Source organism: Streptomyces sp. NPDC041135 (assembly GCF_055592085.1).
Genome location: NZ_JBVIYZ010000001.1, coordinates 528559 through 552118 on the forward strand (window position 1 = coordinate 528559; position 23560 = coordinate 552118).

Below are 23560 nucleotides of genomic sequence, written 5' to 3' on the forward strand. Positions count from 1 at the left end.
AGGGGGTTTTGTGGACTCCCTACAAACACCTAGGGCTGAGAATCTGCATCGGCCAGACGCCCCAGGATCAGCGCGATCCGCAGCGTGAACGCGGATCGTACATCCGAAGGCGACCAACCGGTGACGTCAGTCACACGTCGGAGCCGGTAGCGCACGGTGTTCGGGTGGACGAAGAGCATGCGCGCCGCGCCTTCCAGACTGCTCGCCTGTTCCAGATAGACACTCAAGGTTTCCAGGAGCGCCGATCCTGCCTCCTCCAGCGGTCTGTAGATCTCCTCCACCAACTGCTCGCGCGCGCCGGGATCGCCCGCCATGGCGCGCTCCGGGAGGAGATCGTCCGCCAGCACCGGCCGCGGCGCGTCCTGCCAGGCCGAGCAGGCTTTCAGCCCCGCCGCGGCGGCCTGCGCGGACCGGGTCGCGGCCAGCAGGTCCGGTACGACGGGTCCCGCGACGACCGGGCCCGCGGCGTACGGGCCGATCAGCGACCGGGCGACGGCCAGCGGGTTGTCGCTGCCGCCGGCGATCACCACGAGCCGGTCCCCGAGCACCCCGGTGAGCACCTGGAGCTTGGCGTGCCGGGCGGCGCGGCGGATCGCCTCGACCGTCAGCTCGCTGTCCCCGTCCGGCGCCGTGCCGAGCACCACGCACACGTGCTCGGGCGAGTTCCAGCCCAGCGCGGCGGCCCGGCTGACGGCGCCCTCGTCGGCCTCCCCGCTGAGCACCGCGTTCACCACCAGCGACTCCAGCCGGGCGTCCCAGGCACCGCGTGCCTCGGCGGCCTGGGCGTAGACCTGGGCGGTGGCGAAGGCGATCTCGCGGGCGTACACGAGCAGCGCCTCGCGCAGCACGCTCTCGTCGCCGGGGGCCGCCACCTCGTCGATGGCGGACTCCATGACCTCGATGGTGGTGCGCACCATCTCCACGGTCTGCCGCAGGGTGATGGCCCGGGTCAGCTCGCGCGGCGCCGTCCCGAACACGTCGGTGGAGATGGCCTGCGGGGCGTCCGGGCGCCGGAACCACTCGGTGAAGGCGGCGATGCCGGCCTGTGCCACGAGCCCGATCCAGGAACGGTTCTCCGGAGGCATGGCCCGGTACCACGGCAGGGTCTCGTCCATCCGCGCGATCGCCTGCGCGGCCAGGCTGCCGGAGGACCTCTCCAGCCGCTTCAGGGTCGCGGAGTGCGAGTGGACGTCATACGCTGCGTGTCCGGGCTTGCCGGTTTCGGGTTCGGGCACGGGACAAGACTGCCTCATCCGGGCGGGCCGCCGCTCCGCCGGGTCCCGGCCGCGGTCTACGGTGGTGCGCGTGATGGACGTACGGCGCGCCGCGCAGCGCTACCCGGGCGGTGATCCCCAGGCCGGGATCGACTCCCGCCACGCCTTCTCCTTCGGCCCGCACTACGACCCCGGGAACCTGCGCTTCGGCGCCCTGCTGGCCTGCAACGAGGAGCGCCTGGCGCCCGGCGCGGGCTTCGGCGAGCACCCGCACAGCCACACCGAGATCGTCACCTGGGTGGTCGAGGGCGAGCTGACCCACCGCGACAGCACCGGCCGCGAGACGACCGTCCGCCCCGGCGACGTGCAGCGCCTCAGCTCCGCGGCCGGTGTCCGGCACGAGGAGCGCAACGCCGGCCGGGCCCCGCTGACCTTCGTGCAGATGTGGCTGGCGCCCCGCGACCCCGGCGGCACCCCCCGCTACGAGATCGTCCGCGGTATCGCCGACTCCACCCCGTACGCGGTGCCGGAGGCGTCCGCGGTGCTGCACGTGCGCCGCCCGGCGTCCGGTGAGCGGACCGCGCTGCCGGACGCGGCCCGCCTCTACGTGCACGTGGTGCGCGGCGCTGTCCGGCTGGCCGGGGAGAGCCTGGCCGCCGGCGACTCGGCCCGGATCACCGACGCCGAGGGCCTGGACGCGGCGGCGCTCACCGCGGCGGAGCTGCTGGTCTGGGAGATGGCCGGGTGAGAGGGGGGCGGTGACCGGCCGGTCAGCCGCGCAGCTCGGCGAGGACGGCGTCGGTGAACGCCGGCCACGCCTCGGTCGCCCAGGGGCCGAACGCCCGGTCGGTGAGGGCCACCCCGGCAGCGCCCGCGGCGGGGTCGATCCACAGGAACGTGCCGGACTGCCCGAAGTGCCCGAAGGTGCGCGGGGAGGAGGCGGAACCCGTCCAGTGCGGTGACTTGGAGTCGCGGATCTCGAAGCCGAGCCCCCAGTCGTTGGGGTTCTGGTGGCCGTAGCCCGGCAGCACGCCCTTGGTCCCCGGGTACTGCACGCTCATCGCCTGGGCCACCGTCCGCGGGTCCAGCAGCCGCGGCGCCTGCACCTCGGCCGCGAACCGCAGCAGGTCCTCCACCGTGGACACCCCGTCCTTGGCGGGGGAGCCCTCCAGCGACGTCGACGTCATGCCCAGCGGCTCCAGCACCGCCTGGCGCAGGTACTCCCCGAACGGGATGTCCGTCGCCTTGGCGAGGTGGTCGCCGAGCTGCTCGAACCCGGCGTTGGAGTACAGCCGCCGCTCACCGGCCGGCGCGGTCACCCGGTGCTCGTCGAAGGCCAGCCCGGAGGTGTGCGCGAGCAGGTGACGGACCGTCGAACCGGGCGGCCCGGCCGGCTCGTCCAGCTCCAGGGCCCCCTCCTCGTACGCGACCAGCACCGCGTACGCCGTGAGCGGCTTGGTGACCGAGGCCAGCGGGAACCGCCGCCCGGCCGGACCGTGGGTGCCCAGTACCGTCCCGTCGGCCCGTACGACACCCGCCGCCGCGGTGGTCACGGGCCAGTTCTCGATCAACGCCAGACTCTGCAACGACATGCGGCCGAGCCTAAGGGGTGCGGCCGCGCGTCCGGGCCGCCCGGGTCCCGCCGGCTGCCCGGGGGCTCCGGGTGGCTCACAGCCGCAGGCGCATCGAGGGGTCGGGCTTGCGGGTGAAGCCCAGGGACGCGTACAGCGGTTCGGCCTCGGCGGACGCGTTGAGGTCCACCTGCGCGACGCCCCGCTCGCGGAACCACTCCAGCAGCGCCTCCATGCAGGCGCGGGCGTATCCGCGCCGCCGCAGCCCCGGGTCGGTCGCCACGCTGAAGACGTGACCGGCCCGTCCCCGCGGGTTGCCGGCCCGCCCGATCCGGTACTCCAGCGTCCCGGCCACCAGCGCGCCCAGGGCCCCCGGCCGCTCCGGGTGGTCCACGACGAAGGCGGCGAAGGCGCCCGGACCCCGGTCGGGGCCGGCGAGCCGCTCCCGCAGCACGGGCAGGGCCTCGGCGTGCCACTGCGCGGCACCTGCCCCGCAGTCCGTCCCGGAGCCCTCCCCGAAGACCGAGTCGATCATCACCTGGCGCAGCCGCAGCACTTCGGGGGCGTCCTCGGGCCGGGCTCTGCGTACGGGAGTCATGGCGCCGTACGCTAACCACCCCCGGCCGTCCGCGTCGCGGGATTTCTCGCCGGTTCCGCTTGCTTCGAGTGCACTCCAAGGCCATAGCGTGGAGCCATGACGGTGATGCAGACCACGCACGCGGCCATCGAGCAAGCCCCCACCCCCGCCGACATCTGCTCCGCCCCGCCCCGGCGGCACCCGCGTCCCGACGGTCAGGACCGCTACACGATCAGCGAGGTCGTCGACTTCACCGGCCTGACCGCCCACACCCTGCGCTGGTACGAGCGGATCGGCCTGATGCAGTCCATCGACCGCTCGCACACCGGCCAGCGCCGCTACAGCAACCGCGACCTCGACTGGCTCACCTTCGTCACCAAGCTGCGGCTGACCGGGATGCCGGTGGCGGACATGGTCCGGTACGCGGAGCTGGTGCGGGAGGGCGAGGGCACCTACCCCGAGCGGCGCCGGCTGCTGGAGTCCACCCGCCGGGACGTGCTGGCCCGGATCGCCGAACTCCAGGACACCCTCGCCGTCCTCGACACGAAGATCAGCTTCTACGCGGACGACCGCTCCGCCCGCTGACGGCCGCCCCGCCGACGGTCGGCCTCTCACAGCTCGGCGAGCAGGTCCGCCTTCTTCGACGAGAACTCCTCGTCCGTCACCAGCCCCGCCCGGTGCAGCTCCCCGAGGTGGCGGATGCGGTCGGCGATGTCCGCCGGGTCGCGGCGCGCGGCCGGGACGGGCACGGCGGCCGCCGTGCCCCGGGCGCGCACGGCGGCCAGCACCGCGGCGGCGAAGGGGAGCGACTCGTGGACGGGTCCGTAGCCGAGGCCGAAGACGACCGCAGCCGGGTCCTGGTCGGCCGGGGCGGGCGGCCCGGCGGGAGCCGCGTCGCGGGGCAGCAGCCGCAGATGGCCCTCGAACACCTCCGGTGACCGCCACTCCACCCCGCTGAGGCCGGTGACCGGGAAGCTCTGGTCGCCGGCCTTCCACTTGGCCGAGGACGCGCCCGTCCAGGACCACCGCAACCGCACGCAGGTGCCGTCGAAGGAGGCCTTGCCGTCGTAGGCCTTGAACGCGAGCGGGGCCGCGGGCGCCGCGACCAGGTGCCGTTCGGCCGGGCCCGGCGCGGCGAGGCGGGCGCGCAGTTCGTCGGCGTAGTACTCGGCGAGCGTCTCCCGCTCGGCCGGCAGGACCAGCCGGTAGGGGTCGCAGCCCTCCCGGAGCTGCCCGGCCGCGGCCTCCATCAGCGGGTCGGCGCCGGGACGCGGCTCGGCGCGCAGCACGACGGTGCCGCGTCTGCCGGGGGAGAGGGTCACGCCGTGCAGCGCGGACAGCGGCACGCGCCGTTCGCCCAGTGCCTGGAACAGCTTGGGTGTTCGAATCCCCCGTTCGTAGCGGATGAGCACGGAGTCGGACTCGAACTCCCAGACGGCATGAAATCCGGCCAGCACGTCACCCATGCGGCTCATCGTATGCGGCACGCGCCGCTCCGTCGCCACCTCGTGCCGACCCCGTTCGCGCGCCTCTACGCGCGTCCTCCACGCGGGCCGGGGTCACGCGTTCGTGCCGGGCACCTCGCTCCGGCAGCCGTCGCCCTCGCGGGCACAGGTCACCGCGCGGTACGCGCCCACCCCGACGTCGGCGAGGTTGCGCAGGCTGTCGGTGCCGGGCTGGAAGTACCCGCTGTGGCCCTGGGCGTTGCGTGCGGACAGCACCCGCGCGCCGAACGCGGCGGACACCGGGTCGGCCCCGTGCCCGAGGCCGCCGACCTCCAGGTACGGCACGTCCTGCACCCAGTCGGAGGCGTCCCGCATCGCCCACACCCGGGCGGCGGTGCCCAGGCGCGAGGCCTTGGCGGCCCGCATGCCGGGGCTGGCGGCCACGGCTATGTCGGTGACCCGGCGGGGCGCGCCGGGCGCGGCGACCCCGCAGACCACGGAGCCGTAGCTGTGGCAGAACAGCGACACCGGGGCGCTGCCGGGCAGGGCCCGCAGCAGCGCGTTCAGGCGGACGGCGCCGTCCTGGGCGCGCATGGCGGTGGCCGCCTCGACGCCCAGCCCGGCGGGGGCGGTGTAGTCGGCCCAGGCGATCACGGCCGTACGGGTCGCCGGGCTCTCGGCGCGCTCGGCGGCGTAGAGCGCCTTCGCCATGCCGACCGGGGCGGTGTAGCGGCGGTAGGTCTTCTGGAAGGTGAGCAGGTCGGTGTCGACACCGGGGACGACGACGGAGATCCGCTCGGCGCGGCTCAGGGCGCCGAACACCTCGGCGACCCGGCCCGAGCCGGCGGGGTCGAAGGCGAGGATGTGCCGGCCGGGGCGCATGAGCGCCTCGTAGCGGTGCATCCGGCGGCCCGCGTCCTGCTGGCCGGCCGCGCTGAGCCGGCTGTCGTGCATGCGGGCGCGCTCGACCCGGCGGGCCCGGTCCAGGGCGACGCGGTTGGCGCGGTAGCGCAGGGAGACCGGGGCGCCGTTCATGTTGCCGACCGCGAGCGGGTAGCGGTGGGCGAGGCGGGCGCGTTCCTGCGGGGTGAGCGAGGCGAAGAAGCGGGCGAGCCGCGCGGGGGCCGCGTCGGCGGCGGGCAGGTCCAGGCCGTGGACGCTGTCCCGGTTCCACGCGGTGAGCGAGGCCTGGAGGGCGGTCGTCTCCCGCTGGCTGCGCAGGGCGGTCCAGCCGGTGGTCGCCAGCATCACGAACACCACGGCCAGGGCGAGCAGCGCGCGCCAGACGTTCAGGTTCGGGGAGGTGTCGAAGGAAGTCACTGGGAGGACACACTAGGAGAACGGGCCGATCTCGGGGTGACCGAGTGACGGGGATCACGTTTCAACCACCGTGAGGTCTACCTCACGGTGTACCCGGCGAACGCCAGGCCGATCTCACGGCGTGCGCCAGTTCCCGGTGAGGGCCGGTCCGACCTGGTCGAGGTAGGACGCGGTGAGCGCGCGGATCGCCTCCAGGCTGAAGTCCTCGCCGGTGGTCCAGCGCCGCTCGGTGACCCGCATCACCGCGCCGAAGACGGCCACGGCGAGCCGGGGCCGCGGGTCGGTCGCCGCGTCGACCCCCTCCCGCTCGGCCAGCACCCGGGCGATGGTCTCCTCGGTGGCCGCGGAGCGGCGCAGATGGGCGGCGAGCAGCGCGGGAGTCGACTCGATCGTGCGGTACATGCGCAGGTACAGCTCGACCGGCACCGCCGACTCGACCGTCTCCCGGATGGCGTCCCAGCCCTCCAGCACGGCCTGGCGCAGGGCGTCCATCGGGGCCTCGTGCGCCGGGCGGGCCCGCACCGCCGCCACGAAGTGCTCCTCCGTCATCTCCTGCACGGCGAAGGCGGCGTCCTCCTTGCCCGCGAAGTAGCGGAAGAAGGTGCGCTGCGAGACGTCGACGGCCGCGGCGATCTCGTCGACGGTCGTGCGCTCGTACCCCTGGGTGGTGAACAGCTCCAGAGCGGCCCGCAGCAGCGCCTCCCGGGTACGCCGCTTCTTGCGCTCGCGCAGCGTCTCCATGGCCTCTCCCGTGAACGTCGTACCAGCTCACAGTATCCGCCGGTGTGGTGTCAGCCACCGGCCCGTGATCCCGTTTGTCAACTGTCAGCGACTGACACTAGCCTCGGCGGTATGACTAGTCAGACCACCGTCGACACCACGGGACCGGGTGACGGGACGCCGGCCGGCCCGCAGGAGCAGGTCCCGGCCACGGGCCTGCGCGGCCATCCGTGGCTCACCCTCATCACCGTCGCCGTCGGCGTCATGATGGTGGCCCTCGACGGCACCATCGTGGCCATCGCCAACCCCGCGATCCAGAAGGACCTGGGGGCCACCTTCGCCCAGGTGCAGTGGATCACCAACGGCTACTTCCTCGCCCTCGCGGTCTCCCTGATCACCGCGGGCAAGCTCGGCGACCGGTTCGGCCACCGGCAGACCTTCCTGCTCGGCGTGACCGGCTTCGCGGCCGCGTCCGGCGCCATCGGCCTGTCCAGCAGCATCGGCATGGTCGTCACCTTCCGGGTGCTCCAGGGGCTGTTCGGCGCGCTGCTGATGCCGGCCGCCCTCGGCCTGCTGCGCGCGACCTTCCCGGCCGAGAAGCTCAACATGGCCATCGGCATCTGGGGCATGGTCATCGGCGCCTCCACCGCCGGCGGCCCGATCCTGGGCGGCGTCCTCGTCGAGCACGTCAACTGGCAGTCGGTGTTCTTCATCAACGTGCCGGTGGGTGTCCTGGCGCTCGTGCTGGGCTCGCTGATCCTGCTCGACCACCGGGCCGAGAACGCCCCGCGCTCCTTCGACCTGCTGGGCATAGCCCTGCTCTCCGGTGCGATGTTCTGCCTGGTCTGGGCGCTCATCAAGGCCCCGGCGTGGGGCTGGGGCGACGGCAGGACCTGGGCGTTCATCGCCGCGTCGGTGCTGCTGTTCGGCTTCTTCGCCTTCTGGGAGACCAGGGTGGCCGAGCCGCTGATCCCGCTCGGCCTGTTCCGTTCGGTGCCGCTGTCCGCCGGTGTCGTCCTGATGGTCCTGATGGCGATCGCCTTCATGGGCGGCCTGTTCTTCGTGACCTTCTACCTCCAGAACGTCCACGGCATGAGCCCCATCGACGCCGGTCTGCACCTGCTGCCGCTCACCGGCATGATGATCGTCGGCTCCCCGCTCGCGGGCGCGATGATCACCAAGCTCGGCCCGCGCATCCCGCTGGCCGGCGGCATGGCCGCGACCGCCGTCGCCATGTACGGCATGTCGACGCTCGAGGCCGACACCGGCAGCGGTGTGATGTCCGTGTGGTTCGCCCTGCTCGGCCTCGGTCTCGCCCCGGTCATGGTCGGCGCCACGGAGGTCATCGTCGGCAACGCCCCGATGGAGCTGTCGGGCGTCGCGGGCGGCCTCCAGCAGGCGGCCATGCAGATCGGCGGCAGCCTCGGTACGGCCGTGCTGGGCGCCGTGATGGCCTCCAAGGTGGACGGCGACCTGCCCGGCAACTGGGCCGACGCGGGCCTGCCGAAGCTGCCGCAGGCGCAGCTGGACCAGGCCTCCGAGGCCGTCCAGGTCGGCGTCGCGCCGATCGCCCCGGGCACCCCGGCGCCGCTCGTCGCCAAGATCACCTCGGTCGCGCACGACACGTTCATCTCCGGCATGAGCCTCGCCTCGCTGGTCGCGGCGGGCGTGGCGGCGGTCGCCATCTTCGTCGCCCTGCTCACCAAGCGCGGCCGGAACGCGGAGGCGGGCGCGGGCGTCGGCCACATCTGAGCCGTGCGGAGCCGGCCGCCGCCCGGCCGGCTCCGCGCCGCTTTCCCCTATCAGGGTGAGGATGCTCAGGATTCCTCGCCCCCGGCGCGCGCCGCAGGTCACAGTGGGTCAGGTCCTCCGCAGGGCATGGGAGGACGGCCGGGCCGTGGCGCGCGCTGCCGGAGGGGGGCGGCGCGCGCAGGTCTGTGCGCCTGGAACCGGGGTACCCGCCCAGTGAAGCCGAACTGTCCATGACGACCGAGGAGTTGATGATGGCGGGCTTCGAGCACGGAACGCGCGGGTACCCCCGGTCACGCGGCCGGACGTGGCAGCGGACGGGGCCGGACCGCGCGACGCTCGGGATCATCGGCACGATCTGCGCGGTGGCGGGTTTCTTCGCCCTGGGCATCGTCCTCGGCCCGGTCGCGATGTTCTGCGGCTGGCAGTCCATGGGCCGCAAGTGGTCCTCCGACCACGAGATCCCGGCCCTGGTGGCTCTGATCCTGGGTGCCATCGACACCCTGCTGGCCGTCATCGCCCTGGCGGGCGCGGCCACCTGGGGCAACGGAATCCTGTAACCCCCGCGAGCACCCCCGGCGGCCGGCCGCACCTGCCCGCCGCCCCGGAACGCCACCTGTCCCCGGCCCTCCTTCACGGGCCGGGGACAGGCGCGTCCACCGGCCCCGCCCCGCTCCCCGGCGCGGCCGTCAGTTGCGCTGCTCCTCGCGGGTGGCCAGGCGGGCGACCTCGGCGCGCAGCAGGCGGACCTCCTCGGTCAGCGCGGCGATCGCCTCGGTCTGCCGGCGTTCCTCCACGTCGTCGTGGTCGAACCGGGCGATGAACCAGGCGGCGATGTTCGCGGTGACCACACCCAGCAGCGCGATCCCGGACAGCATCAGCCCGACCGCGATCATCCGGCCGAGCCCGGTGGTCGGCGCGTGGTCGCCGTAGCCCACGGTGGTCATCGTGGTGAACGACCACCACACGGCGTCACCCAGGGTCCGGATGTTCCCCTCCGGCGACGCCCGCTCGACGGAGAGCACCGCCAGCGAACCGAACATCAGCAGCCCCACCACGGACCCGACGACGTACGTCGTCAGCCGGATCTGCGGGGCCATCCGGGCCCGCCGTCCCACCAGCAGCAGCGTCGACACCAGCCGCAGCAGCCTGAGCGGCTGGAGCATCGGCAGCACCACCGCGCACAGGTCCGGCCAGTGCCGGCGCACGAACTCCCGGCGCCGGCCCGCGACGGACAGCCGCACCAGGTAGTCCACCGCGAACGCGCCCCACACCACCCACTCCACGACCGTGCACGCGGCCGTCAGCGAGCGGCCCGCCGACGCGTCCACGATCGGCACGGCGTACGCCACGGCGAAGGCGACGGCGAACGCCAGCAGCGGCCGTTCGGTGAGCCGTTCCCACCGCGCCTGCGCCGACTCTTCCCGGGTGCTCGCCATGACGGCATCGTAAAGAAGACGTAAGGGCGGTGGAGAGTCGAACTCCTCCACCGCCCGTACGTCACACCGCCCCGTCAGCAGGTCACGCGTCGCCGCCCGCCGCCCCGGGATCCGCCGCCGTGACGTCCAGCAGCTGGTACCGGTCGATGGCCTGCTTCAGCACGGACCGGTCGACCTTGCCCTCGCGGGCCAGCTCGGTCAGCACGGCCACCACGACCGACTCGGCGTCGATGTGGAAGAACCGCCGCGCCGCGCCCCGGGTGTCGGCGAAGCCGAAGCCGTCCGCGCCCAGCGACTGGTAGGTGCCGGGCACCCAGCGGGCGATCTGGTCCGGGACCGCCCGCATCCAGTCGGACACCGCCACGAACGGCCCCTCGGCACCGCCGAGCTTCCGGGTCACGTACGGCACCCGCTGCTCCTCCTCGGGGTGCAGCAGGTTGTGCTCCTCGGCGGCGACGGCGTCGCGCCGCAGCTCGTTCCAGGAGGTCGCCGACCACACGTCGGCCCGGACGTTCCAGTCCTCGGCGAGGATCCGCTGCGCCTGGAGCGCCCACGGCACCGCCACGCCCGACGCCATGATCTGGGCCGGCACCGAGCCCGCCGTGCCCGCGCTGATCCGGTGGATGCCCTTGAGGATGCCCTCGACGTCCACGTCCGCCGGCTCGGCCGGGTGCTGGATCGGCTCGTTGTAGACGGTGAGGTAGTAGAAGACGTCCTCGCCGTGCGGGTGCTCGGCGTCGCCGCCGTACATCCGGCGCAGGCCGTCCTGCACGATGTGCGCGATCTCGTAGCCGTACGCCGGGTCGTAGGCGACGCAGGCCGGGTTGGTGGAGGCGAGCAGCTGCGAGTGGCCGTCCGCGTGCTGCAGACCCTCACCGGTCAGGGTCGTGCGTCCGGCGGTCGCGCCCAGGACGAAACCGCGCGACAGCTGGTCGGCCATCTGCCAGAACTGGTCACCGGTGCGCTGGAAACCGAACATCGAGTAGAAGACGTAGACCGGGATCAGCGGCTCGCCGTGCGTGGCGTAGGCCGAGCCCGCGGCGATCAGCGAGGCCGTGCAGCCCGCCTCGGAGATGCCGTCGTGCAGCATCTGGCCGGTCGGGGACTCCTTGTAGGCCAGGAGCAGCTCCCGGTCCACCGCCTCGTACTGCTGGCCGAGCGGATTGTAGATCTTCGCACTCGGGAAGAACGAGTCCATGCCGAACGTGCGGTACTCGTCCGGCGCGATCAGCACGAACCGCCGGCCGATCTCCTTGTCCCGCATGAGGTCCTTCAGCAGCCGCACGAACGCCATGGTGGTGGCGATGGACTGCTGACCGGAGCCCTTCTTCACGCTCGCGTACGTCTTTTCGTCCGGCAGTGCCAGCGGCTGCGAGCGCACGACGCGCGTGGGCACGTACCCGCCGAGCCCCTTGCGCCGGTCGTGCATGTACTGGATCTCCTCCGAGTCACGGCCCGGGTGGTAGTACGGCGGCGCGCCGGACTCCAGGTCCTTGTCGGAGATCGGCAGGTGCAGCCGGTCGCGGAAGCGCTTGAGGTCGTCGACCGTCAGCTTCTTCATCTGGTGGGTGGCGTTGCGGCCCTCGAAGTTCGGGCCCAGCGTCCAGCCCTTGACCGTCTTGGCCAGGATGACCGTCGGCTGCCCCTTGTGCTCCTTGGCCGCCTTGAACGCCGCGAAGATCTTGCGGTGGTCGTGGCCGCCGCGCCCCAGGTGCAGGATCTGGTCGTCGGTCATGTCCTGGACCATCGCGCGCAGCCGGTGGTCGTCACCGAAGAAGTGCTCGCGGATGTAGGACCCGGACTCGGTGGCGTACGTCTGGAACTGGCCGTCCGGGGTGATGTTCATCTTGTTGACCAGGATGCCGTCCCGGTCCTGGGCCAGCAGCGGGTCCCAGGTGCGGTCCCAGATCAGCTTGATGACGTTCCAGCCGGCGCCCCGGAAGACCGACTCCAGCTCCTGGATGATCTTGCCGTTGCCGCGCACCGGGCCGTCGAGCCGCTGGAGGTTGCAGTTGACCACGAAGGTCAGGTTGTCCAGGCCCTCCCGGGCGGCGATGGACAGCTGGCCGAGCGACTCGGGCTCGTCCATCTCGCCGTCGCCGAGGAACGCCCAGACGTGCGACGTGGAGGTGTCGGCGATGTCGCGCGCCTGCATGTACCGGTTCATCCGGGCCTGGTAGATCGCGCCCAGCGGGCCCAGGCCCATGGACACGGTCGGGAACTCCCAGAAGTCCGGCATCGAGCGCGGGTGCGGATAGCTGGACAGGCCGTCCGGGTAGCGCGACTTCTCCTGGCGGAAGCCGTCCAGTTGCTGCTCGGAGAGCCGGTCGAGGAGGTACGCGCGCGCGTAGATGCCGGGGGAGGCGTGGCCCTGGAAGAAGACCTGGTCGCCGCCGTCGCCCTCGTCCTTGCCCCGGAAGAAGTGGTTGAAGCCCACGTCGTAGAGGGAGGCGGAGGAGGCGAAGGTGGCGATGTGGCCGCCGACGCCGATGCCGGGGCGCTGGGCGCGGGAGACCATCACGGCCGCGTTCCAGCGGGTCGCGTTCAGGATCCGGCGCTCGATCTCCTCGTTACCGGGGAAGAACGGCTCGGCCCGGGTGGGGATCGTGTTGACGTAGTCCGTGCTGCGCATCTCGGGCACGGCCACGCGCTTCTCGCGGGCCCGCTCGATCAGGCGCAGCATGAGGTAGCGGGCCCGCTCCCGGCCGCGCTCGTCCACGGCGGCGTCGAGGGAGTCGAGCCACTCCTGGGTCTCTTCGGGATCGAAGTCAGGAACCTGACTCGGAAGGCCGCCAATGATGATCGGGTTGCGATCGGATCCGGAAGCCACGCTGTTCCTTACCTGTCAGAGGGCCACTTTTTTCTCGTGTTACCTGCTGGTGCCTGCACCGTTCCCCATCGTGTACCTCGAAGGGGCGTACGTCATCTCTACCGCGAGGTAACGAGGCGCCCGTCGGGTGTCCCTGGAGCGCCGCTCGGCCGGGTGCGACCAAAACGCAACGATACGCCCGGGGTGTGATCTGCTTGGCAAAGTTGTTCGAGGCTCGTATTCGCGGATGATTCCGAATGATTCCGAACCGCACAAACCGGGCACATGGGTGTGGTGTGAGCCCTGCCGGCTCGCGATACGGTGCCAGGAGTTGCGGCGACACGGCCGGGATCGTCACCGTTTCGGCGGTCCGAACGGCCGGGTACTTGCGCGATCGGTCCCGCCCGTGTGGACTACGGCCAATGCTTCGCGCACGCGCGTGGCTGAGACATTCACCAAGACATGATCAGGAGGCAACCCGTGAGCGCGACCGCGGACCACGCGGAGGAGCGGACGAGCCCTGCCGTCAGGCTGGGGTTCCAGCCCGAGCAGGTGGTCCAGGAGATCGGCTACGACGAAGACGTCGACCAGGACCTCCGCGAGTCCATCGAGGAAGTCATCGGCAGCGACCTGGTGGACGAGGAGTACGACGACGTGGCCGACGCCGTGGTGCTGTGGTTCCGCGACGATGACGGCGACCTGACGGATGCGCTGGTGGATGCCACCACGTACATCGAGGAGGGCGGGGCGATCCTGCTCCTCACGCCGAAGACAGGCCGATCCGGCTACGTGGAGCCCAGCGACATCTCGGAGGCCGCTACGACGGCAGGGCTGTCGGCGTCCAAGAGCGTCAGCGTGGGCAAGGACTGGAGCGGCTCGCGTCTGGTGACGCCGAAGGCCGCCACCAAGCCCGGCAAGAGGTAAGCCGCCTCGCACCCCCCAGGACCGGCCCCGTCCCCCGGACGGCCCCGTCCTTTGCACCGGACGGGCCGAGCAGCGCTCGGCCCGTCCGCCGGTTCCCGGTGATCGCTGCGTAGGGTGGAGCCACCCGAACAGCCCCACCGAAGGGATGCAGGACGATGGCGATCCAGGTCGGCGACAAGGCCCCCGACTTCGAACTCAAGGACAACCACGGCCGCACCGTGAAGCTGTCCGACTTCCGCGGCCGGCAGAACGTGGTGCTCCTCTTCTACCCCTTCGCCTTCACCGGCGTGTGCACGGGCGAGCTGTGCGAGCTGCGCGACAACCTGCCCCAGTTCGCCGACCGCGGCACCCAGCTGCTGGCCGTCTCCAACGACTCCATCCACACCCTGCGCGTCTTCGGCGAGCAGGAGGGCCTGGAGTACCCGCTGCTGAGCGACTTCTGGCCGCACGGCAACGTCTCGCGGGCCTACGGCGTCTTCGACGAGGACAAGGGATGCGCCGTGCGCGGCACCTTCATCATCGACAAGGAGGGCGTCGTGCGGTGGACCGTCGTCAACGGCCTGCCCGACGCGCGTGACCTGAACGAGTACGTGAAGGCGCTCGACACCCTGTGACGCCACACCGGTGATTTCCCCGGCTCTGAGTCTGCGGAGGCCGGGAACCCGTCACTAGGATCGACACGTTGATCCCGTATCCGACGCACGACGGGGCTCCCGCCCCCGGACACCAACTGGAGGACTCGTGGGAGTCAGCCTCAGCAAGGGCGGCAACGTATCGCTGACGAAGGAGGCTCCGGGTCTGACGGCCGTCATCGTCGGTCTGGGCTGGGACGTCCGCACCACGACCGGCACCGACTTCGACCTCGACGCCAGCGCGTTGCTGCTGAACACCTCGGGCAAGGTCGCCAGCGACCAGCACTTCGTCTTCTTCAACAACCTCAAGAGCCCCGACGGCTCGGTCGAGCACACCGGTGACAACATCACCGGTGAGGGCGAGGGCGACGACGAGCAGATCAAGGTCGACCTGGCCGGCGTCCCCACCGACGTCGAGAAGATCGTCTTCCCGGTGTCGATCTACGACGCCGAGAACCGCCAGCAGTCCTTCGGCCAGGTGCGCAACGCCTTCATCCGCGTCGTCAACCAGGCCAACCAGCAGGAGATCGCCCGCTATGACCTGAGTGAGGACGCCTCGACCGAGACGGCGATGGTCTTCGGCGAGCTGTACCGGCACGGCGCGGAGTGGAAGTTCCGGGCCATCGGCCAGGGCTACGCCTCGGGTCTGCGCGGCATCGCCCAGGACTTCGGCGTCAACGTCTGACACCGGCGACCCGCCCCCGCTCCGACGATGTCCGGCGCCGCACCGTTTACGGTCGGCGCCGGACGCGCAGGACAACCAGGGAAGCACCACTAGGGGAGGACCACCAGCATGGGCGTCACGCTCGCCAAGGGAGGCAACGTCTCCCTCTCCAAGGCCGCACCGAACCTCACCAACGTCATGATCGGTCTGGGCTGGGACGCCCGCTCCACCACCGGCGCCCCCTTCGACCTGGACGCCAGCGCGCTGCTGTGCCAGGGCGGGCGGGTGATGGGCGACGAGTGGTTCGTCTTCTACAACCAGCTCACCAGCCCCGACGGCTCGGTGGAGCACACCGGCGACAACCTCACCGGTGAGGGCGAGGGCGACGACGAGTCGATCCTGGTCGACCTGCCCAAGGTGCCGGCGGTCTGCGACAAGATCATCTTCCCCGTCTCCATCCACATGGCCGACGAGCGCGGCCAGACCTTCGGCCAGGTCTCCAACGCCTTCATCCGGGTGGTCAACCAGGCCGACGGCCAGGAACTGGCCCGCTACGACCTGAGCGAGGACGCCTCCACCGAGACGGCGATGATCTTCGGCGAGCTGTACCGGTACCAGGGCGAGTGGAAGTTCCGTGCGGTAGGTCAGGGGTACGCGTCAGGCTTGCGAGGCATCGCTCTAGACTTCGGAGTCAACGTTTCGTAAAGCCGCGTACGGCACGGGGGAGATCCTCCCCCAGACTTCGTCTGGGAGGGGCCCCCAACACACGATGGGGTAGCCAGTGCTTCTGAAAACCTTCGGCTGGTCGTTCGCGGTCACCGCGCTCGGTCTGGTCGCGGCGGTCTTCTACGGGGGGTGGACCGCCTTCGGAATCGTGGCGATCCTGGCCGTCCTGGAGATCTCGCTGTCCTTCGACAACGCGGTGGTCAACGCCGGAATCCTGAAGAAGATGAGTGCCTTCTGGCAGAAGATCTTCCTCACGGTGGGCGTGCTGATCGCCGTCTTCGGCATGCGGCTGGTCTTCCCCGTCGTCATCGTCGCCATCACCGCCAAGATCGGTCCGATCGACGCGGTCGACCTCGCGCTCAACGACAAGGACCAGTACCAGCAGCTGGTCACCGACGCCCACCCGGCCATCGCCGCCTTCGGTGGCATGTTCCTGCTGATGATCTTCCTCGACTTCATCTTCGAGGACCGGGACATCCAGTGGCTGCGCTGGATCGAGCGCCCCCTGGCCAAGCTCGGCAAGGTCGACATGCTGGCGGTCTGCATCGCCCTGATCGTCCTGCTGATCACCTCCTTCACCTTCGCCGCCCACGCCCACCAGCACGGCGGCGCCCACGTCGACAAGGCGCAGACGGTGCTGATCGCCGGCATCGCCGGTCTGATCACGTACATGATCGTCGGCGGGCTCTCCGGCTTCTTCGAGGACCGGCTCGAGGCGGAGGAGGAACGCGAGCACGAGGCGGACGAGGAGGCCCAGCGCAGCGGCAAGCAGCGCTCGGCCGTCGTCCTCGCCGGGCAGGCCGCGTTCTTCATGTTCCTCTACCTGGAGGTCCTGGACGCGTCGTTCTCCTTCGACGGGGTGATCGGCGCCTTCGCCATCACCAACGACATCGTCCTGATGGCCCTCGGCCTCGGCATCGGCGCCATGTACGTCCGGTCGCTGACCGTGTACCTGGTCCGCCAGGGCACCCTCGACGACTACGTCTACCTGGAGCACGGCGCGCACTACGCGATCGGCGCCCTGGCCGTGATCCTGATGGTCACCATCCAGTACGAGATCAACGAGGTCATCACCGGCCTGGTCGGCGTCGTCCTGATCGCCTGGTCCTTCTGGTCCTCCGTGCGCCGCAACCGCGCGCTGGCGGCCGCCGAGGGCGGCGCGGGCTCGGACGACAAGGCCGAGATCGCGGTGTGATCCCGCTCGCGGGCGGCGGACCGGGGGTGTGACGGCGCCCCCGGTGAGGAACGCTTCGTTCGGGGCGGCCGGCGCGGCCGGCCGCCCTTCGGCGTGGACACGGGCACCTGGGGGCGGGAATGGGTTTCTTCGACGGGATACTGGGCGGACGCGCGGCCGACTTCGACTCGGGCAGCGCCGCGACCAACTCCATCCAGCTCACCCGGCGCCACCAGCAGGTGTCGCTGACCAAGCAGGACGCGGCCACCGGGCACCTGCGCGTCAACCTGGCCTGGCGGATGCGCACCTCCGACCTCGGCGGCGGCCGCTCCACCAGCCTGCTGCGCCACCCCTTCCGGGCGCTGAAGCCGCCGGAGATCCTCGGGCACGGGCAGAGCATGGTCAACGTCGACCTCGACCTGGGGTGCCTGTACGAGCTGATGGACGGCAGCAAGGGGGTCGTGCAGCCCCTCGGCGGCTACTTCGGGGACACCAACGCCCCGCCGTACGTCAAGCTCAGCGGCGACGACCGGTTCGGGTCGGGGTCCGGGGAGACGATGTACGTCAACCTCGACCACCGCGACGAGATCAAGCGGCTGCTGGTCTTCGTGTACATCTACGACCAGACGCCGGCCTTCGACCGCACCCACGCCGTCGTCACCCTCTACCCCAGCAACGGGCCGCGGATCGAGATCGGCCTCGACGAGCGGCACCCGCAGGCGCGCTCCTGCGCGGTCGTGATGATCGAGAACGTCAAGGGCGAGCTGACGGTCCGCCGCGAGGTGAAGTTCGTGTACGGCTTCCAGGGCGAGCTGGACCGGCTGTACGGCTGGGGGCTCCAGTGGGGTCGCGGCTACAAGACCAAGGCCGAGCGGTAGCCCGCCCCGCCCGCCGCGCCCGTCTCAGCGGCCGATGAACTGCGGCCCCTGCGGCGGCAGGCGGACGTAGTCGGGGGCCGGCGCCGCGGCCGTCGGCGGCACCTGCTGCGGATAGCCGTACGAGGGCGGGGCGGGCGCCGGCTGCGGATAGCCGTAGGCCGGCTGGGCGGGCACCGGTGCCGGTACCGGGGCGGGCAGCGCGGCGGTCCGCTGCTCCGGGGGCAGCGGCCGGGACGGGCCCTCGGGCTGCGCGGGCACGCCGTCGATGTTCTCCGACTCGTCCACCGAGATGCCGAAGTCGGTGGCGAGACCCTTCAGACCGTTGGAGTAGCCCTCGCCCAGGGCGCGGAACTTCCACCCCTCGCCCCGCCGGTACAGCTCCCCGCAGATCAGCGCCGTCTCGGCGCCGGTCTCCGGGCGGATGTCGAAGTGGGCCAGCGGTTCACCCTCCGCGAGGGCGGCGTCGTACAGCAGGATGCGCAGCGACGGTACGTGTTCGAAGGGGACCCCGTCCGCCGATGCCACCAGCAGAATGCGGCCGACACCGGTCTCGACACCGGCGAGATCTGTCTGGATCGTGTCGGTGAGGCCCTCGGCCACCCGCTTCTTGCCGAGCCGCCACACCTGCCCCGAGGGATGCCGGGGCTGGTTGTAGAAGACGAAGTCCTCGTCGGAGCGCACCCGGCCGCCGGGGCCGAGGAGCAGCGCGGAGGCGTCCACGTCCGGGACCCCCTGGCCGGGCGTCCAGCACAGCACGGCGCGTACCGTGGTGACATCGAGCGGGACGTTCGACCCCTTCAGCATGGCGTGCGTCATGCGGTCATCCTGCCCTCTCGGTCCTGGTCACGACAATGCGGGGGGTGACCGGACACCGAGCGGGGGAACCCGTGCCGACATGGGCGGGTTACCTGGAATTCATGCCCGACGGGAACCTGCGACATGGATCTCTACGTACTATTACCGGCCACCCTTTACCCAGTTCACAGGCCCAGCTCGCGCGCTCCAGGGGAGATTTATGCGTCATTTCGGGCACATCGCCCCTGAGGTGCGGCAGCGCCTCTTCCACCGGGAGCCGACCGTCTTCGGTGCCGACTCCCCGGCCCGGCTGCTCGCCGCGGCCCTGGGCGCCACGCTGTACAGCCCGGCCACCCGGCCGCGCCTGGCCGACGACGTGGTCAAGCAGGCCATGAGCGGCGTGGTCTCGATGGTGCTGTGCCTGGAGGACTCGATCGGCGACGCGGACGTGGCGCACGGCGAGGACAACCTCGTCCGCCAGTTCGCCGACCTCGCCGCCCGCGACGTGGAGCCGCCGCTGCTGTTCATCCGGGTCCGGGTCCCCGCCCAGATACCGGACCTGGTGCGCCGCCTCGGCCCGGACGTGCGCCTGCTGTCCGGTTTCGTACTGCCGAAGTTCACCGCGGAGCGCGGCCTGCCCTTCCTGGAGGCCCTGGCCACCGCGGAGGCCTACTGCGGCCGCCGGCTGTTCGCCATGCCGGTGCTGGAGTCGCCCGAGCTGCTGTACCGGGAGTCGCGGGTGGAGACGCTGGAGGGCATCTTCCGCGCCGTCGACAAGTACCGCGACCGGGTGCTGGCCCTGCGCCTGGGCGTCACCGACTTCTGCTCCTCCTACGGACTGCGCCGGGCCCCCGACATGACGGCCTACGACGTCCAGATCGTCGCCTCCGTGATCGCGGACGTGGTGAACATGCTGGGCCGCGCCGACGGCACCGGCTTCACCGTGACCGGGCCGGTCTGGGAGTACTTCCGGGTCTCCGAGCGCATGTTCAAGCCGATGCTGCGGCACAGCCCCTTCCTGGAGGGGCAGGCCGTGGAGCTGCGGGAGCGGCTCATCGAGCACGCCATGGACGGGCTGCTGCGCGAGATCTCCCTGGACCAGGCCAACGGACTGCTCGGCAAGACCTGCATCCACCCCTCCCACGTCCTGCCGGTGCACGCCCTGTCCGTGGTCAGCCACGAGGAGTTCAGCGACGCCCAGGACATCCTGCGGCCGGAACGCGGCGGCGGGGGTGTACTGCGCTCGGCCTACACGAACAAGATGAACGAGGTGAAGCCGCACCGCGCCTGGGCCGAGCGGACCCTGCTGCGCGCCGAGGTGTTCGGCGTGGCCAAGGAGGACGTCGGTTTCGTGGAGCTGCTCGCCGCCGGAATACCCGGCTGACCCTCCTCACCCCAAGGAACGCATGAACAAGGCAGTGAACGACCGGGTCTGGTCCGGCAGCTGGGTCGCCGAGCGGCTCGGCGTCGAACTCGTCGGCGACGACGGCCTGCCCGCCCTGCTGGGCCTGGCGCTGCGCCGCAACCCCAAGCGGGCCCACCTGCTCGTCTCCCGCGTGCTCGGCAAGCACGTACCCCAGTCCCCGTCCGTGATCCACGGCCACGGGGTCGCCCTCGGCCGCCGGGTGCGGGAGCTGCTGGGGGAGCGGGAGGCGGCCGCGGCGGTCGTCCTGGGCTACGCGGAGACCGCCACCGGCCTCGGCCACTCGGTCGCCGACGGCCTGGGCACCGCCCCGTACCTGCACTCCACCCGCCGCCCGGTCGCCGGGGCGGCGCGGGCGGGCGGCTTCGAGGAGTCCCACTCGCACGCCACCTCGCACCTGCTGCTGCCCGAGGACCCGGCGCTGCTGGCCGGCGACGGCCCGCTGGTCCTGGTCGACGACGAGTTCTCCACCGGCAACACGGTCCTCAACACCATCCGCGACCTGCACGCACGCTATCCGCGGAAACGTTACGTCGTGGTGGCGCTGGTCGACGTGCGCTCACCCGCCGACAGCGGCCGGCTCGCGGACCTCGCCGCGGAGATCGGCGCCCGGGTCGACCTGATCGCGACCGCCTCCGGGACCGTACGGCTGCCCGACGGCGTGCTGGAGAAGGGCCAGGAGCTGGTCGCCCGGCACGAGACGCCCGCACCGCCCGCGCCCCGCCCGACCGGCTCCGTCACCCGGGTACCGCTGCCCTGGCCCGGCGGCCTGCCCGACGGTGGCCGGCACGGCTTCACCCCCGCCCACCGGGCCCGCCTGGAGGCCGCCCTGCCCGCCCTGGCCGCCCGGCTCGCCGAGGCCCTGCCCACCGGCGCCCGGCGCGTGCTGGTCCTCGGCTGCGAGGAGCTGATGTACGTCCCGCTGCGCCTGGCCGGCGAGCTGGAGCGGACGGTGTCCGCCGAGGTCCGCTCCTCCACCACCACCCGCTCACCCGTCCTCGCCGTCGACCACCCCGGCTACGCGATACGCACCCGCCTGGTCTTCCCCGCCCACGACGACCCGGCCGACGGTCCCGGCGAGCGCTACGCCTACAACGTCGCCGGCCACGGCTTCGACGCCGTCGTCGCCGTCGTCGACTCGGCCGCCGACACCCCCGCCCTGCACGCCCCCGGCGGACTGCTGGCCCAGCTCGCGGCCCACGTCCCGCACGTCCTGCTCGCGGTCGTGCCGTCGTACGTCCCCGCGCCCGCGCGCGTCCCAGAAAGGCCCTCCATGCTGCCCGAGCCCCTGCGCGGTCCCGCCTTCTCCTCGTACGCGCCCGAGGAGGTCGGCTGGCTGCTCCAGGACCTCTCGGACGTGCGGCTGGAGGCGCCGACCGAGGAGCGCGAGGAGGCCATCCAGAGCGGCGGCGCGCACTACGCGGAGTCCCTGCCGGTGGAGTACCAGCCCAGCGAGCGCTACCAGGAGCTGTTCCACGCGGCGCTGGAGACCTCCGCGGCCCGGATCGCGCGGGCGGTCGGCGTGGTCACCGAGACGGTGATCGCGGAGCGCTCCCCGCGCCCGGTCCTGGTCTCCCTGGCCCGCGCGGGCACCCCGGTCGGTGTCCTCATGCGCCGCTGGGCCGCCTTCCGGCACGGCCTGGACCTGCCGCACTACGCCGTCTCCATCGTGCGCGGCCGCGGCATCGACGCCAACGCGCTGCGCTGGCTCGCCGCCCACCACGACCCCCGGGACGTCGTCTTCGTCGACGGCTGGACCGGCAAGGGCGCCATCACCCGGGAACTGGCCGACGCCGTCGCCCGGTTCGAGGCCGCCGAGGGCATCACCGGCTTCGACCCGGAGATCGCCGTCCTCGCCGACCCGGGCTCCTGCGTCCGCACCTACGGCACCCGCGAGGACTTCCTCATCCCCTCCGCCTGCCTCAACTCGACCGTCTCCGGGCTGATCTCCCGCACGGTCCTGCGCGCCGACCTGGTCGGGCCGCACGACTACCACGGCGCCAAGTTCTACCGCGAACTCGCGGGCTCCGACGTGTCGGTGGCCTTCCTGGACGCGGTCTCCGCCCGGTTCGCCGAGGTCGCCGACGGCGTCGGCGCGGCGGTCAAGGAACTGGCGGCCGCCGACCGCACCCCCACCTGGGAGGGCTGGCGGGCCGTGGAGCGGATCAGCGAGGAGTACGGCATCCACGACGTCAACCTCGTCAAGCCCGGCGTCGGCGAGACCACCCGGGTGCTGCTGCGCCGGGTCCCGTGGAAGATCCTCGCCCGGGCCGGCGCGGGCGCCGACCTGGACCACGTGCGGCTGCTGGCCGGGCAGCGCGGCGTACCGGTGGAGGAGGTCGGCGCGCTGCCGTACACCTGCGTCGGGCTGATCCACCCCGAGTACACCCGGGGCGCCACGGGCGCCGACGGCACGGCGGTGACCCGGTGACGCCGGTGCTGGTGGCCAGCGACCTCGACCGTACGCTCATCTACTCCGCCGCGGCCCTCGCGCTGACCATGCCGGACCCGCGGGCGCCCCGGCTGCTGTGCGTGGAGGTGCACGAGAGCAGGCCGCTGTCGTACCTCACCGAGACCGCGGCGCAGCTGCTCACCGACCTCGGCGACGCGGCCGTGTTCGTGCCCACCACGACCCGGACCCGCAAGCAGTACCAGCGCATCAACCTGCCCGGCCCACCGCCGAAGTACGCGATCTGCGCCAACGGCGGCCATCTGCTGGTGGACGGCGTCACGGACGGCGACTGGCACCGGCGGGTCACCGGCCGGCTGGCCGGCGAGTGCGCGCCGCTCGCCGAGGTGCAGGAGCACCTGCTGCGGACCGCCGACCCGGTGTGGGTCCGCAAGCACCGGGTGGCCGAGGACCTGTTCGCCTACCTCGTGCTGGAGCGCGAGCTGCTGCCCGAGGAGTGGGTGAAGGAACTCGCGGTGTGGGCGGAGGCCCGCGGCTGGACGGTGTCCCTCCAGGGCCGCAAGCTCTACGCCGTGCCCAGGCCGCTCACCAAGAGCGCGGCCGTCCGCGAACTCGCCCGCCGCACCGGCGCCCCGCTCACGCTGGCCGCCGGGGACTCCCTGCTGGACGCGGACCTGCTGCTCGCCGCCGACCGCGGCTGGCGTCCCGGGCACGGCGAACTGGCCGACACCGACTGGACGGCACCGCACGTCACCGCGCTGCCGGAACGGGGCGTGCTCGCGGGCGAGCGCATCCTGCGCGAGTTCCTGCGGACCGTGCGCGCCCCGCGCTGACGCGGGAGCGGATCGGCCCGCCCGCGGGTCAGCCGCAGCAGCCGCCGCCGCAGCACCCGCCGCCGCCTCCGCCGCCCGCGCGGGGCGCCGGGGCCGCGGCGGCGGCGGAGCCGCCCACGGCCACCGTCGACAGCAGCTTGACCGTGTCGTCGTGGCCCGCGGGGCAGGCGGCGGGGGCGGCGGACTCGGCCATGGGACGGCTCAGTTCGAACGTGTCGCCGCAGGAACGGCAGCGGTACTCGTAGCGAGGCATGCCC

At 72.1% G+C, this 23560-nt stretch carries 23 protein-coding genes; 13 read left to right on the top strand and 10 right to left on the bottom strand.

What is annotated here, in order from left to right; all coding sequences use genetic code 11:
* Positions 1-29: 29 nt before the first annotated feature.
* The gene (fasR, locus tag ACZ6CZ_RS02335; RefSeq protein ID WP_469013510.1) at positions 30-1235 is read right to left on the bottom strand and encodes a fatty acid biosynthesis transcriptional regulator FasR; all 1206 of its coding nucleotides are present in this window, start codon (positions 1233-1235) and stop codon (positions 30-32) included.
* A 73-nt stretch (positions 1236-1308) separates the two neighbouring features.
* Between fasR and ACZ6CZ_RS02340 the strand changes: the two genes are divergently transcribed.
* Positions 1309-1962, top strand: coding sequence for a pirin family protein (locus ACZ6CZ_RS02340; RefSeq protein WP_469014366.1), 654 nt, complete (start codon positions 1309-1311; stop codon positions 1960-1962).
* 22 nt (positions 1963-1984) lie between these two features.
* Here the strand turns inward: ACZ6CZ_RS02340 and ACZ6CZ_RS02345 are convergent, their stop codons facing one another.
* Positions 1985-2806, bottom strand: coding sequence for a serine hydrolase domain-containing protein (locus ACZ6CZ_RS02345; RefSeq protein WP_469013513.1), 822 nt, complete (start codon positions 2804-2806; stop codon positions 1985-1987).
* A gap of 76 nt (positions 2807-2882) precedes the next feature.
* Entirely contained in the window at positions 2883-3383 is a 501-nt protein-coding gene (locus ACZ6CZ_RS02350; RefSeq protein WP_469013517.1) for a GNAT family N-acetyltransferase, read from the bottom strand.
* Between the two features lie 96 nt (positions 3384-3479).
* Here ACZ6CZ_RS02350 and ACZ6CZ_RS02355 point away from each other — a divergent pair, with 96 nt between their 5' ends.
* Positions 3480-3947, top strand: coding sequence for a MerR family transcriptional regulator (locus ACZ6CZ_RS02355; protein ID WP_469013522.1), 468 nt, complete (start codon positions 3480-3482; stop codon positions 3945-3947).
* Between the two features lie 26 nt (positions 3948-3973).
* Here ACZ6CZ_RS02355 and ACZ6CZ_RS02360 read toward each other — a convergent pair whose 3' ends face one another.
* The 3 genes from ACZ6CZ_RS02360 to ACZ6CZ_RS02370 all read right to left on the bottom strand — a co-directional run bounded on the left by ACZ6CZ_RS02360 (position 3974) and on the right by ACZ6CZ_RS02370 (position 6868).
* Positions 3974-4828 (bottom strand): DUF4429 domain-containing protein, encoded by an 855-nt coding sequence (locus ACZ6CZ_RS02360; RefSeq protein ID WP_469013526.1) that lies wholly within the window; start codon positions 4826-4828, stop codon positions 3974-3976.
* Positions 4829-4921: 93 nt separating this feature from the next.
* A complete protein-coding gene (locus ACZ6CZ_RS02365) occupies positions 4922-6127 on the bottom strand; it encodes an alpha/beta hydrolase (protein ID WP_469013530.1) in 1206 nt (401 codons plus the stop codon).
* A gap of 114 nt (positions 6128-6241) precedes the next feature.
* On the bottom strand, positions 6242-6868 hold the full coding sequence (locus ACZ6CZ_RS02370) for a TetR family transcriptional regulator (protein WP_469013536.1): 627 nt from the start codon (positions 6866-6868) through the stop codon (positions 6242-6244).
* 111 nt (positions 6869-6979) lie between these two features.
* On the opposite strand from ACZ6CZ_RS02370, the gene ACZ6CZ_RS02375 reads away from it, so the two are divergent.
* Together ACZ6CZ_RS02375 and ACZ6CZ_RS02380 are read left to right on the top strand one after the other, a co-directional pair.
* Complete coding sequence (locus tag ACZ6CZ_RS02375) at positions 6980-8599, top strand: MFS transporter (protein ID WP_469013539.1); 1620 nt, start codon at positions 6980-6982, stop codon at positions 8597-8599.
* Positions 8600-8850: 251 nt separating this feature from the next.
* Positions 8851-9156: a small hydrophobic protein gene (locus ACZ6CZ_RS02380; RefSeq protein ID WP_469014367.1), complete on the top strand. Its 306-nt coding sequence runs from the start codon at positions 8851-8853 to the stop codon at positions 9154-9156.
* Positions 9157-9285: 129 nt separating this feature from the next.
* Here ACZ6CZ_RS02380 and ACZ6CZ_RS02385 read toward each other — a convergent pair whose 3' ends face one another.
* Together ACZ6CZ_RS02385 and aceE are read right to left on the bottom strand one after the other, a co-directional pair.
* A complete protein-coding gene (locus tag ACZ6CZ_RS02385) occupies positions 9286-10035 on the bottom strand; it encodes a potassium channel family protein (RefSeq protein WP_469013542.1) in 750 nt (249 codons plus the stop codon).
* Positions 10036-10117: 82 nt separating this feature from the next.
* Entirely contained in the window at positions 10118-12865 is a 2748-nt protein-coding gene (gene aceE, locus ACZ6CZ_RS02390; RefSeq protein ID WP_469013545.1) for a pyruvate dehydrogenase (acetyl-transferring), homodimeric type, read from the bottom strand.
* Positions 12866-13324: 459 nt separating this feature from the next.
* On the opposite strand from aceE, the gene ACZ6CZ_RS02395 reads away from it, so the two are divergent.
* From ACZ6CZ_RS02395 to ACZ6CZ_RS02420, 6 genes are all read left to right on the top strand, one after another.
* Entirely contained in the window at positions 13325-13768 is a 444-nt protein-coding gene (locus tag ACZ6CZ_RS02395; protein ID WP_469013548.1) for a DUF3052 domain-containing protein, read from the top strand.
* Positions 13769-13923: 155 nt separating this feature from the next.
* Positions 13924-14382: a peroxiredoxin gene (locus tag ACZ6CZ_RS02400; protein ID WP_469013551.1), complete on the top strand. Its 459-nt coding sequence runs from the start codon at positions 13924-13926 to the stop codon at positions 14380-14382.
* Between the two features lie 127 nt (positions 14383-14509).
* Complete coding sequence (locus ACZ6CZ_RS02405) at positions 14510-15085, top strand: TerD family protein (protein WP_469013555.1); 576 nt, start codon at positions 14510-14512, stop codon at positions 15083-15085.
* Positions 15086-15193: 108 nt separating this feature from the next.
* Positions 15194-15769, top strand: coding sequence for a TerD family protein (locus ACZ6CZ_RS02410; RefSeq protein WP_469013557.1), 576 nt, complete (start codon positions 15194-15196; stop codon positions 15767-15769).
* A gap of 76 nt (positions 15770-15845) precedes the next feature.
* On the top strand, positions 15846-16985 hold the full coding sequence (locus ACZ6CZ_RS02415; protein ID WP_469013561.1) for a DUF475 domain-containing protein: 1140 nt from the start codon (positions 15846-15848) through the stop codon (positions 16983-16985).
* A gap of 119 nt (positions 16986-17104) precedes the next feature.
* The gene (locus ACZ6CZ_RS02420) at positions 17105-17842 is read left to right on the top strand and encodes a TerD family protein (protein WP_469013568.1); all 738 of its coding nucleotides are present in this window, start codon (positions 17105-17107) and stop codon (positions 17840-17842) included.
* 24 nt (positions 17843-17866) lie between these two features.
* Here ACZ6CZ_RS02420 and ACZ6CZ_RS02425 read toward each other — a convergent pair whose 3' ends face one another.
* Entirely contained in the window at positions 17867-18658 is a 792-nt protein-coding gene (locus ACZ6CZ_RS02425) for a TerD family protein (RefSeq protein ID WP_469013573.1), read from the bottom strand.
* 199 nt (positions 18659-18857) lie between these two features.
* Between ACZ6CZ_RS02425 and ACZ6CZ_RS02430 the strand changes: the two genes are divergently transcribed.
* Genes ACZ6CZ_RS02430 through ACZ6CZ_RS02440 form a run of 3 tightly spaced genes read left to right on the top strand, consistent with a single transcriptional unit; the run spans position 18858 to position 23303 of the window.
* Positions 18858-20021, top strand: coding sequence for an HpcH/HpaI aldolase/citrate lyase family protein (locus tag ACZ6CZ_RS02430; RefSeq protein WP_469013577.1), 1164 nt, complete (start codon positions 18858-18860; stop codon positions 20019-20021).
* Positions 20022-20043: 22 nt separating this feature from the next.
* Positions 20044-22491 (top strand): phosphoribosyltransferase, encoded by a 2448-nt coding sequence (locus ACZ6CZ_RS02435; RefSeq protein WP_469013581.1) that lies wholly within the window; start codon positions 20044-20046, stop codon positions 22489-22491.
* Positions 22488-23303, top strand: a complete 816-nt coding sequence (locus tag ACZ6CZ_RS02440) for an HAD family hydrolase (RefSeq protein ID WP_469013583.1) — start codon at positions 22488-22490, stop codon at positions 23301-23303. Before ACZ6CZ_RS02435 ends, ACZ6CZ_RS02440 begins: the two co-directional genes overlap by 4 nt.
* Positions 23304-23331: 28 nt before the next feature.
* Here ACZ6CZ_RS02440 and ACZ6CZ_RS02445 read toward each other — a convergent pair whose 3' ends face one another.
* Positions 23332-23556 carry an FmdB family zinc ribbon protein gene (locus tag ACZ6CZ_RS02445; protein ID WP_469013591.1) on the bottom strand — a complete coding sequence of 75 codons (225 nt, stop codon included), beginning with the start codon at positions 23554-23556 and terminating at the stop codon, positions 23332-23334.
* Between the last annotated feature and the right edge of the window lie 4 nt (positions 23557-23560).

What these genes read in the sequence shown, in the direction of transcription:
- ACZ6CZ_RS02430 (WP_469013577.1), top strand. Translation starts at nt 18,858, where the DNA reads ATGCGTCATTTCGGGCACATCGCCCCTGAGGTGCGGCAGCGCCTCTTC.
- ACZ6CZ_RS02425 (WP_469013573.1), bottom strand. Translation starts at nt 18,658, where the DNA reads ATGACGCACGCCATGCTGAAGGGGTCGAACGTCCCGCTCGATGTCACC.
- ACZ6CZ_RS02410 (WP_469013557.1), top strand. Translation starts at nt 15,194, where the DNA reads ATGGGCGTCACGCTCGCCAAGGGAGGCAACGTCTCCCTCTCCAAGGCC.
- ACZ6CZ_RS02380 (WP_469014367.1), top strand. Translation starts at nt 8,851, where the DNA reads ATGGCGGGCTTCGAGCACGGAACGCGCGGGTACCCCCGGTCACGCGGC.
- ACZ6CZ_RS02370 (WP_469013536.1), bottom strand. Translation starts at nt 6,868, where the DNA reads ATGGAGACGCTGCGCGAGCGCAAGAAGCGGCGTACCCGGGAGGCGCTG.
- ACZ6CZ_RS02420 (WP_469013568.1), top strand. Translation starts at nt 17,105, where the DNA reads ATGGGTTTCTTCGACGGGATACTGGGCGGACGCGCGGCCGACTTCGAC.
- ACZ6CZ_RS02375 (WP_469013539.1), top strand. Translation starts at nt 6,980, where the DNA reads ATGACTAGTCAGACCACCGTCGACACCACGGGACCGGGTGACGGGACG.
- ACZ6CZ_RS02400 (WP_469013551.1), top strand. Translation starts at nt 13,924, where the DNA reads ATGGCGATCCAGGTCGGCGACAAGGCCCCCGACTTCGAACTCAAGGAC.
- ACZ6CZ_RS02345 (WP_469013513.1), bottom strand. Translation starts at nt 2,806, where the DNA reads ATGTCGTTGCAGAGTCTGGCGTTGATCGAGAACTGGCCCGTGACCACC.
- ACZ6CZ_RS02435 (WP_469013581.1), top strand. Translation starts at nt 20,044, where the DNA reads ATGAACAAGGCAGTGAACGACCGGGTCTGGTCCGGCAGCTGGGTCGCC.
- ACZ6CZ_RS02385 (WP_469013542.1), bottom strand. Translation starts at nt 10,035, where the DNA reads ATGGCGAGCACCCGGGAAGAGTCGGCGCAGGCGCGGTGGGAACGGCTC.
- ACZ6CZ_RS02340 (WP_469014366.1), top strand. Translation starts at nt 1,309, where the DNA reads ATGGACGTACGGCGCGCCGCGCAGCGCTACCCGGGCGGTGATCCCCAG.
- ACZ6CZ_RS02445 (WP_469013591.1), bottom strand. Translation starts at nt 23,556, where the DNA reads ATGCCTCGCTACGAGTACCGCTGCCGTTCCTGCGGCGACACGTTCGAA.
- ACZ6CZ_RS02350 (WP_469013517.1), bottom strand. Translation starts at nt 3,383, where the DNA reads ATGACTCCCGTACGCAGAGCCCGGCCCGAGGACGCCCCCGAAGTGCTG.
- ACZ6CZ_RS02355 (WP_469013522.1), top strand. Translation starts at nt 3,480, where the DNA reads ATGACGGTGATGCAGACCACGCACGCGGCCATCGAGCAAGCCCCCACC.
- ACZ6CZ_RS02360 (WP_469013526.1), bottom strand. Translation starts at nt 4,828, where the DNA reads ATGGGTGACGTGCTGGCCGGATTTCATGCCGTCTGGGAGTTCGAGTCC.